General features: G+C 60.5%; 8 protein-coding genes, 2 tRNA genes and 1 pseudogene. 8 read left to right on the top strand and 3 right to left on the bottom strand.

What is annotated here, in order from left to right; all coding sequences use genetic code 11:
• A pseudogene (locus HMPREF1022_RS17475) lies at positions 1–431 on the bottom strand (IS5 family transposase); the annotation flags it as partial.
• Between the two features lie 208 nt (positions 432–639).
• On the opposite strand from HMPREF1022_RS17475, the gene HMPREF1022_RS11435 reads away from it, so the two are divergent.
• The 4 genes from HMPREF1022_RS11435 (at position 640) to nspC (ending at position 5413) form a co-directional block, all read left to right on the top strand.
• Entirely contained in the window at positions 640–981 is a 342-nt protein-coding gene (locus HMPREF1022_RS11435) for a hypothetical protein (protein WP_009303227.1), read from the top strand.
• Entirely contained in the window at positions 974–2308 is a 1335-nt protein-coding gene (locus HMPREF1022_RS11430) for a histone deacetylase family protein (protein ID WP_009303226.1), read from the top strand. The genes HMPREF1022_RS11435 and HMPREF1022_RS11430 overlap by 8 nt, the downstream gene beginning before the upstream one ends.
• Positions 2309–2528: 220 nt before the next feature.
• Complete coding sequence (locus HMPREF1022_RS11425; protein WP_009303225.1) at positions 2529–3731, top strand: saccharopine dehydrogenase family protein; 1203 nt, start codon at positions 2529–2531, stop codon at positions 3729–3731.
• Positions 3732–4189: 458 nt separating this feature from the next.
• Entirely contained in the window at positions 4190–5413 is a 1224-nt protein-coding gene (gene nspC / locus HMPREF1022_RS11420; RefSeq protein ID WP_009303224.1) for a carboxynorspermidine decarboxylase, read from the top strand.
• A 98-nt stretch (positions 5414–5511) separates the two neighbouring features.
• On the opposite strand, the gene HMPREF1022_RS11415 is transcribed toward nspC, so the two are convergent.
• A complete protein-coding gene (locus HMPREF1022_RS11415) occupies positions 5512–6483 on the bottom strand; it encodes a polysaccharide deacetylase family protein (protein ID WP_232221593.1) in 972 nt (323 codons plus the stop codon).
• Between the two features lie 256 nt (positions 6484–6739).
• Here HMPREF1022_RS11415 and HMPREF1022_RS11410 point away from each other — a divergent pair.
• From HMPREF1022_RS11410 to HMPREF1022_RS11395, 4 genes are all read left to right on the top strand, one after another.
• Positions 6740–6815: transfer RNA gene (locus tag HMPREF1022_RS11410), tRNA-Val, on the top strand.
• Position 6816: 1 nt separating this feature from the next.
• Positions 6817–6893 (top strand) — tRNA-Asp (locus tag HMPREF1022_RS11405).
• Positions 6894–7724: 831 nt separating this feature from the next.
• Positions 7725–7976, top strand: coding sequence for a TIGR04076 family protein (locus tag HMPREF1022_RS11400; protein WP_008682643.1), 252 nt, complete (start codon positions 7725–7727; stop codon positions 7974–7976).
• A 799-nt stretch (positions 7977–8775) separates the two neighbouring features.
• Positions 8776–9393, top strand: a complete 618-nt coding sequence (locus HMPREF1022_RS11395; protein ID WP_009303222.1) for an adenylyl-sulfate kinase — start codon at positions 8776–8778, stop codon at positions 9391–9393.
• A 117-nt stretch (positions 9394–9510) separates the two neighbouring features.
• Here HMPREF1022_RS11395 and HMPREF1022_RS16655 read toward each other — a convergent pair.
• On the bottom strand, positions 9511–10150 hold a 640-nt coding region (locus tag HMPREF1022_RS16655), incomplete at its 5' end, for a DNA cytosine methyltransferase (RefSeq protein ID WP_009303221.1).

Below are 10150 nucleotides of genomic sequence, written 5' to 3'. Positions count from 1 at the left end.
GTTGCCGGGAGTGAGGCTGAAATTCAACGCGCATTCAGCATTCGCGGCAACCATATGAAGCTTGGTCGTCCAGCCGCCTCTGGACTTTCCGATGGACTGCGGACCTGTTTTTTTAAGGCCCCTGTTCCATCGGGATGAACCTTAACAATAGTACTGTCGAGAGAAACTGCTTCTATTTTAAGGCGGAGTATCTGCTCTTGTTGAAGGCGTTCAAATATACGGTCAAGAACTCCGTTCTTGCTCCAGCGGTTCATGCGCGTGTAGATGCTGTGCCAACAGCCAAAATTTTTCGGCAGTCCACGCCATTTACACCCATGCTCCGCAACGTACAGAATCGCATTCAACACCTGGAGATTGTCAAAATGGACATTACCTCTTTGGCGCGGGAAGCAGTCAGCGATTCTCTCATATTGTTCGCGAGTAATTTGCATAAGACATTCTTACGGAATACTCGCTCTTTGTCAAATAGTGTTAACAGGCCCTAGTGCAATACAACACGTAAACTTCGTATTACGTGTTACGTCGTTGCGCCGAAAAACACGTTTTTCGGTTTGCTCACGGCGGCCTACAGTGCAATGTTAAGCATTCACAGTACTAGAATCCCGGTTCACGCGGAACCGGAAGCATAAGGAGCCCGGCATGAGCGAAATGTACACCCTCCTCGCGGAAGGAAGCCGTCTGCGTTTTGAGCCGCGCCAGGACGACGTCCTGAACGATATTCTGGCTCTGGGCAAGCAGTCCGGCGACTATGAGATCGTCAGCCGTCTGGGCGATCCCGGCCTGTTGCACTGCGCGGTCTTCCGTCGCAGCGAGGGCAGCGGCGGCTGTTTCGCCTTGTACGACGGCAACGGCCCATTGTTCGCCGCCGTGGCGGAAAGCAATCTGGCCTTCGGCTTGGGCCAGGGCTTTTTCGGCAGAATGGTTTCCGATGCCCGTTACGGGGCCGATATTTTCGAAAATATGGACGAGTCCGATGACTGAGCCCCTTGTGGCCGCCCGCCGTCTGGGAGTGGTCTTTTTTCCGGCTTTCGACTGGGCCATTTCCGCCACCCATCCGGAACGCGAGGAACGCCTGCTCTACACCCGCGACCAGTTGCAGGAAGAGGGCCTTTTCGACATTCCGGGCATCACCGAATACCGGCCTTCTTTTGCCTCCCACGCCCAACTGGCGCGCGTCCACTTCTGCCTGCCCTCGGTGGGCGCGGTGAGCACGGATTCCCATCTGGCGTCCGCCGGGGGCGCCATCGCCGCCGCGCGCCTGGTGCTGGAAAAAAAAGAGGACAAGGCCTTCGCCCTGGTGCGCCCGCCCGGACACCACGCCATGCGCGTGGTCCACGGCAATCGCGGCTTCTGCAACATCAACAACGAAGCCGTGATGGTGGAGTACATCCGCGATCATTATCCCCATCCCGACGGTCGGCCCCTGCGCATCGCCATCGTGGACACGGACGTGCACCACGGCGACGGCACTCAGGATGTGTTCTGGAATGATCCGCACACCCTGTTCATCTCCCTGCACCAGGACGGCCGCACGCTCTATCCCGGCACCGGTTTTCCGCAGGAATGCGGCGGCCCGGCGGCTCTGGGCAAGACCATCAATATCCCCCTGCCGCCGGAAACCTCGGACGAGGGCTACCTTTACGCCGTCGAGCATGCCGTGTTGCCCATTCTGGCCGAATTCAAGCCGGATCTGGTCATTAATTCCGCCGGACAGGACAATCACTTCACCGACCCGCTGGCAAATATGCGCCTGTCGGCCCAGGGCTACGCGGCCCTGAACAAGGCCCTGAATCCGGACATCGCCGTGCTGGAAGGCGGTTACGCCATCCGGGGCGCGCTGCCCTATGTTAATATGGGCATCTGTCTGGCTCTGGCCGGACTTTCGGCGGAAGACATCCGCGAGCCGGGCTGGACCCCGTCCTCCACCCGCCAGCGGCCCGAAGTGGGCCAGTATATCGCCAAGCTCTGCGACCAGATTGTGGAACTCTACCGGCGGCCTCCGGCACAACCCGCCGAAGGCCGGGAGGAAGACGGCTGGTGGGTGCGGAGCAAGCATATTTTTTACGACACGGACATGCTGCGCGAAAGCCAGCGCGAGGCCTGGCGGCTCTGCGCGGACTGTTCCGGCCTGGGCCGCATTGAAACCAGCTCGGAACGGGTGGACCGTTCCCTTTGCCTGCTGATTCCGCGCCATGCCTGCCCGCGTTGCCGGGGCGAGGGCGCGGCCCTGGCGGAGCAGGCCCGCAAAAGCGGCCGTTACGCGCACGTGCTGACGCTGGACGGGGACAAGAGCGACGTTGCGGCTTGACGATGCGGTCTGTTCCGGACCATAGAGAATTTAACATTTGGAACACTGGGTTACGGCGAGCAAAGCCCGCCCACGCGCATTTCGTGGCAAGGATTTGCAGAGAAATTTTTACAGAGCAATGCAGTCATTTCAAACGTGAATCGCTCCGGAAGCAGGCTTCCGGAACAGGGGAATCTCGGGTCTCCGACGGCGTTATCATTTGGAGAAAGAAGGAGTAGATATGGCGAAGATCCTGATCATCGGCGCGGGCGGCGTGGGCAGCGTGGTGGCCCACAAGTGCGCCCAGGCGGCCAAGGAAACCGGCGTTTTCGAGTGGATCACCCTGGCCAGCCGCACGCTGTCCCGTTGCACGGACGTGGCGCGCAGCGTCAAGGCCCGCACGGGCGTGGACATCGACACCGCCCAGGTGGACGCGGACAACGTGCCGGAACTCTGCCGGCTGATCCGGCAGGTCAAGCCGGATCTGGTCTGCAATCTCGCCCTGCCGTATCAGGATCTGCACATTATGGACGCCTGCCTGGAATGCGGCGTGCACTATCTGGATACGGCCAATTACGAGCCCCTGGACACGGCCAAGTTTGAATACAAGTGGCAGTGGGCCTATGCCGACCGCTTTCGCGAAGCCGGGCTCACGGCCCTGCTGGGTTCGGGCTTTGACCCGGGCGTGACCAACGTTTTCGCGGCCTGGGCCCTGAAGCACGAGCTGGACGAAGTGCGCGTGCTGGATATTATCGACTGCAACGCCGGGGATCACGGACAGCCCTTTGCCACCAATTTCAATCCGGAAATCAACATCCGCGAAGTCACGGCGCCGGGCCGCTACTGGGAGCGCGGCGAGTGGGTGGAAACCGACCCCCTGGCCTGGTCCATGAACTACGATTTTCCGGACGGCATCGGCACAAAGAAATGTTACCTCATGTACCATGAGGAGCTGGAATCCCTGGTGCGGAACCTCAAGGGCATCCGCCGGGCGCGTTTCTGGATGACCTTCTCGGACAACTATCTCAACCACCTCAAGGTGCTCGGCAATGTGGGCATGACCCGCATCGACCCGGTGCGCTTCCAGGGTCGGGAGATCGTGCCCATCCAGTTTCTTTCGGCCCTGCTGCCCGACCCGTCCTCCCTGGGCCCGCTGACCAAGGGCAAGACCTGCATCGGCGACCTCATGCGCGGCGTCAAGGACGGCAAGGAAAAGACCGTTTACGTCTACAATATCTGCGACCACGAAGCCTGCTATGCCGAGGTGGGTTCCCAGGCCATTTCCTATACCACGGGCGTGCCCGCCATGATCGGCGCCAAGATGATCGTGGAAGGCAAGTGGCGCGAGCCCGGCGTCTGGAATATGGAGCAGTTTGACCCTGATCCCTTCATGGCGGATCTGAACGTCTACGGGCTGCCGTGGCAGTGTGTGGAAATGGAGTAGAGTTGGATGAGGCCGCCAAGGCGGCGTTTATATCCAGACCTGGAAGAGCGGGGCCTGGCGGTATGAGTGCCCTTTGGGCACGGAGATTTCCCGCCTGCCGGCGTTTGGGCCGCCTACGCGGCGTGCGGCAAGGGGGCCTGTTAGGGGGCTGCGCCCCCTCCGAGGCCCCCTTTGCATTCCCCCCGGATCATCCCCCTAACAACGTAACGCGACAACGCGGCGTATAACGGGTCTTGCTCGCATGGCGAGCTGCACCCCGGAATCGCCGCGCGTCAACTTCTGGCGAAGTGGCTCCCCGATTTATCGATAGCCGTCGGTCTGGCGTGCGGCAGGGGGCGGTCTAAGCGTCGGCGCCCGTAGGCCGCGATAGCCAGGGAGCAGGAGACAAGCCCGCGTTTCTCTTCTCTAAAAAGCCTGACTGCGGCGCGGACGCAAGGTGCCGCTGCAAAGGAACATACATGGACTGCCTGGACTTCCTTTTTTCGGACGAAACCCCTGTCCCTTCCCCCTGCTTCGTGCTGGACGAGGCGCGCCTGGCGGCCAACGCCGCCATTCTGGATGAGGTGCAGCGCCGCACCGGCGCGAAAATTCTGCTGGCCCTTAAGGGCTATGCGGCCTGGGCCACCTTTCCGCTGCTCTCGCGCACGGGCGCGGGGCCGCTTTGGGGCGTTTGCGCCAGCTCCGTGGACGAGGCGCGCCTGGGGCGGGAGGAGTTCGGCGGTGAAGTGCACGCTTTTGCCGCCGCCTGGACTGAGGCGGAAATCGTCGAGCTGCTGGATCTGGCGGACCATATTGTCTTTAATTCCCCGACTCAGTGGCGGCAATTCCGGCCCGTCATCGAAGCTCACAACCGTGCGCGCCGCGCTGAAAATCCCATAGAGTGCGGCCTGCGCCTCAACCCCGAGCATTCCGAAGGTGCGGTGCCCATCTATGACCCCTGTTCGCCGGGCTCGCGTCTGGGCATCCGCCAGCGCCATTTCGACCCCGCCGACCTGGAGGGCATTTCCGGCCTGCATTTTCATACTCTCTGCGAGCAGGGGGCCGACGCCCTGGCCCGTACCCTGGACGCCGTGGAGGAAAAATTCGGGCCGTATTTACCCGCTTGCCGCTGGATCAACATGGGCGGCGGGCATCACATTACCAAGCCGGGCTATGATCTGGACCTGCTCTGCGCCTGCCTGACGCGCTGGCGTCAACGCTATGACGCCCGGATCTATCTGGAACCGGGCGAGGCCGTGGCCCTTAACGCCGGCTGGCTTACGGCCACGGTGCTGGATGTGGTCATGGCCGACATGCCCGTGGCCGTGCTGGATGTTTCCGCCGCCTGCCACATGCCCGATGTGCTGGAGATGCCCTACAGGCCGGAGGTCTTTTACCGCCATGAGGGGGCGACCGCGCGCGCCGGGGCCGCCGGGGAACAAGCCTGGACCTGTCGCCTGGCGGGCAAGTCCTGCCTGGCCGGGGATGTGATCGGCGAATACGGCTTTGCCGCGCCCCTGGAAGCCGGGCAGCGTCTGGTATTCGGGGACATGGCCATTTACAGCATGGTCAAGACCACGACCTTCAACGGCCTGCGCCTGCCGTCCATCGGCATCTGCAAGGCCGGGAACGCGAGTGGGGAAAACCGCTTCCGCCTGCTGCGCGAGTTCGGCTATGCGGATTTCAGAAACAGATTATCCTGAAGCGGAGAGGGGCGTTCATTCCCGGTAGCCTCCGGGTGTGGAAAAGGCCGTTCCCGAATAACAGGGACGGCCTTTTATGCGTCAGTCTCGGTCGGCTGTTACGAAAGCGGCGCCGGTGCGCCGGGGCGGGGCGAGGGACGCAAGGACAGCCCCGTGGGCAGGGTCGACTGCGGCGAGGCGCCGCCCCGTTCATGCTGGTCCAGGGCCTGCCCGCTGAAAGGCGCGGCATTGCTTTCGGGCTGCCAGGGCTTGCTGCTGCGGGCCAGAGGCAGCGGACCCGTTCCTGCGGGCCAGCCGCGGGTCGGCGGCAGTTCCGCGGATTCTTCCACGCCCTCTACAGTATGACGGGCCGCCAGAGGCATCTGGCCCGGCTCTTCGCCCACGGGCCGCCGGGTCATCAGCAGGCCGGGTTCCGGGTCCAGTACGCCTTCCAGGTATTCGCTCACGGTCACGAAACGCTGGCAGCCGCCCGCGCGCAAGTCCGCAATGATCCGGGGCAGATCGTCCACCGTGCTTTTGTGCGTGTCGTGAAAAAGAAAGATGCCGCGCAACGAGCCCGTGGGATAGGCATAGCCCCGCGTGCTGCGCAGTTTGGCGTAGTCCGGAGGCAGGCCTTTCCAGTCGCGGCTGTCCAGGGACCAGAGTACCACGGAAAGGCCCAGAGACTCGGCGGTTTCCACGGTGTTGTGGTCAAACGCGCCGTAGGGCGGCCGCAGGAAAAGCGGCGTGGCCCCCAGGGAACGCAGAATGGCGTCGGTACGGCGGATTTCCTCGTCCTTGCGCTCCGATGACAGCAAGCGGAGGTTGGGATGGGAATAGGAGTGATTGCCTATTTCATGGCCTTCGGCCACGATGCGCCGGACGATGTCCGGATGAAGTTCAGCCTGCTTGCCCAGCAGAAAAAAAGTGGCCGGGATGCCGTACTGGTCGAGCATGTCCAGAAGCTGGGGCGTATTGCGCGAGGGGCCGTCATCAAAGGTAATGGCGCAGAGGTTCTCGCTCATGCGCTGATCCATAATGTTGTTGCCGTCCACCACGCGGGCCAAAACGCTTTGGGCCGCCAAAAGCATACAGCCGCATAACGCGGCCGCTCTGAGTTGTTTCCATGGGAATTTCATTGTGCTGTCCGTTACCCCTGAGTCATTGATTAAGCTCTATCACTCCGCAAACCGCCCCGCAAGTCGAGGTGCGGCATTCGCGCGAGCTTTTAAAAAATTATTGTTTAAAATTAATGAGTTAATATTTTGTTTTTGTAAAAATTTTTTTACTCGATGAATTCCGCTTGACTCTGGAGCCTGTTTCGCATACTTAAGTGTCTCCCGACGAGGGCAGTTAGCTCAGCTGGTAGAGCACCGCCTTCACACGGCGGGGGTCACAGGTTCAAGTCCTGTACTGCCCACCACGGAGCGGTAGTTAAGACGGTTATAACGCCGGCCTGTCACGCCGGAGGCCGAGGGTTCGAGTCCCTTCCGCTCCGCCAGCTAGTTCAAGAGGGTCAGTCCAAAGCTGACCCTCTTTTTTTGTGCAAACAGCCCTGCGCAGTGCGTGGGGCTGTTTGTCATGGCAGCGTTCAGGCCCAAAAGAGCTGCTTGCCTTGCCGCACCCGGCCACACTCGGCCGTAGTCGGGCAGTCCCGGTCAGAACCGTTCCGGGAAAAGGACTGCGGGCCCCCGGAGCGACTTAACGTTAAACGCTAAACTGCTCTGGGGCCTGTTAGAGCAGATTAACTTTGAGAATTGACATTCTCAAAGTTTTTAAGCCACTCGCCCTGCTCTCGATGTCCGTACGGCGCGCTTCGCGTGTCTACGGCCATGGCCCTGCGGGCCACCCTTCGGGTCGGTCTCCGGCGCTTAGCTCTGCTGTCGTCATCCGTAAGGCGGCATAGCCGCCAACGGTTGACGCTCGTGGCAGGCGTCTGCTTATGCAGCCGCCAGAGCAATTCCACTTTGAACTTGCTCTAACGCTATGCCTTTTTGTCCTCCTGCCGCGTTAGATTTCACCTGCTTTTTCGGTCGCGTGCCAGATCGCTGCTGTCCTCATTCGTAAGCAGCTTCGCTGCAACGACTGAGGCAAGGGTGCACTCCAAAGCAGATTTATCTTCCTTGCAGGCGAACAAAAATTCTATGGCGTTAGCAGGCCCTAAGGCACCGCTGCAATTCCGGATAGCCCGCCGGGCGCGGTGGGCGTATACTGTGGCCGGTACGAAAGGGCGCCTGCCGCTATGAAAAAAGCCGGTCTTGCCGGAAAACGGCGGGCGGTCCGCATTCGCTGCCGGGCGAATACGGACCGCCCATATGCCAAGGAGGTCTATATGGAAGAAAGCAGAATCAAAGCCGTGGTCGTCCGTTCGGGCTGCCCTCTCTACGCCGTGGGCGATGCCGTCTATTTTGACGGCCCGCTGCTGGATAAGGGCAAAAGCGGCAATTTGTGCATGATGGCGCTGAACGCCATCTTTCCCTTTGTCTATGCCGCGCGCAAAGGCGTTCTCAAGGAGACGCCCGTGCAGTGCCCGGACTGTGAGGAGCATGTGGAATTCATGCTCCAGGCGGAACCGCGCGACTGACGCGGCCCTCGCCGTTTCTTCCGTTCCCGGCGCGTTGGCCGCTCCCTCCCTTGCCATTGGGAGCGGCCATGCCGGAAATTTTTATTGCTTGGGGAAAGGTCTTGTTTGTATATTCAAACAAGACCTGAAAGCAGTTTTTGTCGTGTCGCCGTTTTTGTCAAGTTATTTTTTTCCCAATGTCGGGTTCTGGAACAACTCACGATTGAAATGAGTGAATTACTCTGGTGGGCGCGTGAGCGGGCACCCGCGCCCAAGTGCAAGAAAGCGACCGGAGGCGGCGCCGGGCCCGTTAGCCCATGAAGGGCTTACGGGCATCGACAGCCGCGCTAAGCCGCGTTTTAGCATTGCTGTCGGTATCCGTATGACTCGAAGACTCGCCAACGGCTACCGCTTCCGCGGCACGCGGGCGGCGTACTGTTTGAAATGTGTAATATATCAAACGCAAAATACTCTTGAACCGTCAGCGCGTCTCATGCGCGAATTGCTCCGCAAGGCTTTGCCTGCAACTCCCGTCATGAAATGCGAATAAAAGGGCTTTCTCGCCGCAAACGCCTATTTTACGTGTTGCATGCTCCAGAGAAGGGTGAAAGTCCGGTTTCGCCCAGGATGTATAGCGTCCGCCTGGCGCGCGGGCTGTCAAAATTTCCTTCGCTTTTTCCGAGAAACAACCGGACGGGGCGCTTTGCCGCAAAAGACAAGCATTGGCCGGTTTTTTGCATTACTGCGGAACAGATATGTACGTTCCGATCACGACGGTACGCGGCTGCATGCCGGGCCGCCACCCTAAAGCGAGGTTCGCATGATGCCTGTTATCTGGTTGCTGGGGCTCTCCGGCAGCGGCAAAACCACCCTGGGGTCACTGTTGCGCCTGTATCTGGAAACGCGGGGCCATGAGGTCGAATTCATTGACGGCGATTGCTTCCGCCGCCGCTTCGGCTTCAGCGGTTTTCGTCCCGAGGACCGCCTGCGTAATATCGACGCCATGCGTGAACACGTGCTGCAGAGGCATGCCCAGGGCAAGATCTGCATTGTGGCGGCCATCACGCCGTATGAATGCATGCGCCAGAAAAACCGCGACGAGATTCCTCTTTACCGCGAAGTCTGGGTGCGCTGCTCGCTGAACACTCTGGTGGAACGGGATACCAAGGGCTTTTATGCACGGGCCGCGCGTGGCGAGATGGATTTGCTGACCGGTGTTTCCGACGCTTTTGACGAGCCGTTGCGGGCCGATCGCGTCGTTGATACGGACCGTTTCAGCCTGGCGGAGAGTTATGTGGCTTTGCGTGACCTGGCTGAAGAGGCCCTGGCGGAAAGCCGGAACTGGCGGCGGATCAGCGAAGATCTGCCTCTGGAAAGCGTGTCTGGCGGCCCTGCGCGGTGTAACGCGCCATTTAGTTTGAATCGAAACGACGTTTAGTTTGAAAAATTCTCCGGGCTACGATTAGTGCCAAAAATAACACGCCATCGCATACAAATAGAATCGGCGAGCGCCATAAAAAGGCGGGGTTTCGTCCCCGCCTTTTGTCATGCCAGTTTACGCCCCTCGCTCGCTAAGCATGGACGGCACGGGCAAGCCCTCGGCCAGGAGGATACAGGCCGCAACGGCATAAGACTGCTGCGGCGTTATGCCGTTGCCCAAAGCCTTGAGACGCGGTACCCAGGAGCGCGCCGTGGCTGTATCTACCCGGCCGATTTTGTTGGTCTGACCAGATTCGCGCCCGTCGGCTCCGTCCAGCCCCTCGGTACGCCCATCATCCACTCGATAAATGACGGGTCCGGGATAGACTTCCAAGGCGGACGTTTTTCGCGCCCGGTCAATCCGTAGGCCCAGCCAAGCAAAAAGCTGCGGAGATTGGTTGACGTTTCCCAGGATTCTCTGGAGCGGAGACAGCAACCGATGCTCTCCGTCAGGCAGGCGACCGTGGGGGTAGGCAACAATGAAAACCCGCTCCCGATGGTGCGGAGCGCCAAGGGCGGCCGCGGGCAGCACTTCCCATTCCGCATCGTACCCGAGCGCGGCCAGGTCTTGCAGGACGCTCTCAATACCGCAGGAAAGCAGGCCCCGCACGTTTTCAATGATGACGTAACGGGGCCGGACTTCCCCGATGAGCCGCGCATATTCATACCACAAACCGCTCCTTGTCCCTTGTTTGATACCCGCGCGGCCGCCCGCG

The sequence above is a fragment of the Desulfovibrio sp. 6_1_46AFAA genome (assembly GCF_000224635.1).
Lineage (GTDB): Bacteria > Desulfobacterota > Desulfovibrionia > Desulfovibrionales > Desulfovibrionaceae > Desulfovibrio > Desulfovibrio fairfieldensis.
This window is presented reverse-complemented; position numbering and strand designations above follow the sequence as displayed.

What these genes read in the sequence shown, in the direction of transcription:
- HMPREF1022_RS11435 (WP_009303227.1), top strand. Translation starts at nt 640, where the DNA reads ATGAGCGAAATGTACACCCTCCTCGCGGAAGGAAGCCGTCTGCGTTTT.
- HMPREF1022_RS11430 (WP_009303226.1), top strand. Translation starts at nt 974, where the DNA reads ATGACTGAGCCCCTTGTGGCCGCCCGCCGTCTGGGAGTGGTCTTTTTT.
- HMPREF1022_RS11425 (WP_009303225.1), top strand. Translation starts at nt 2,529, where the DNA reads ATGGCGAAGATCCTGATCATCGGCGCGGGCGGCGTGGGCAGCGTGGTG.
- nspC (WP_009303224.1), top strand. Translation starts at nt 4,190, where the DNA reads ATGGACTGCCTGGACTTCCTTTTTTCGGACGAAACCCCTGTCCCTTCC.
- HMPREF1022_RS11415 (WP_232221593.1), bottom strand. Translation starts at nt 6,483, where the DNA reads ATGCTTTTGGCGGCCCAAAGCGTTTTGGCCCGCGTGGTGGACGGCAAC.
- HMPREF1022_RS11400 (WP_008682643.1), top strand. Translation starts at nt 7,725, where the DNA reads ATGGAAGAAAGCAGAATCAAAGCCGTGGTCGTCCGTTCGGGCTGCCCT.
- HMPREF1022_RS11395 (WP_009303222.1), top strand. Translation starts at nt 8,776, where the DNA reads ATGATGCCTGTTATCTGGTTGCTGGGGCTCTCCGGCAGCGGCAAAACC.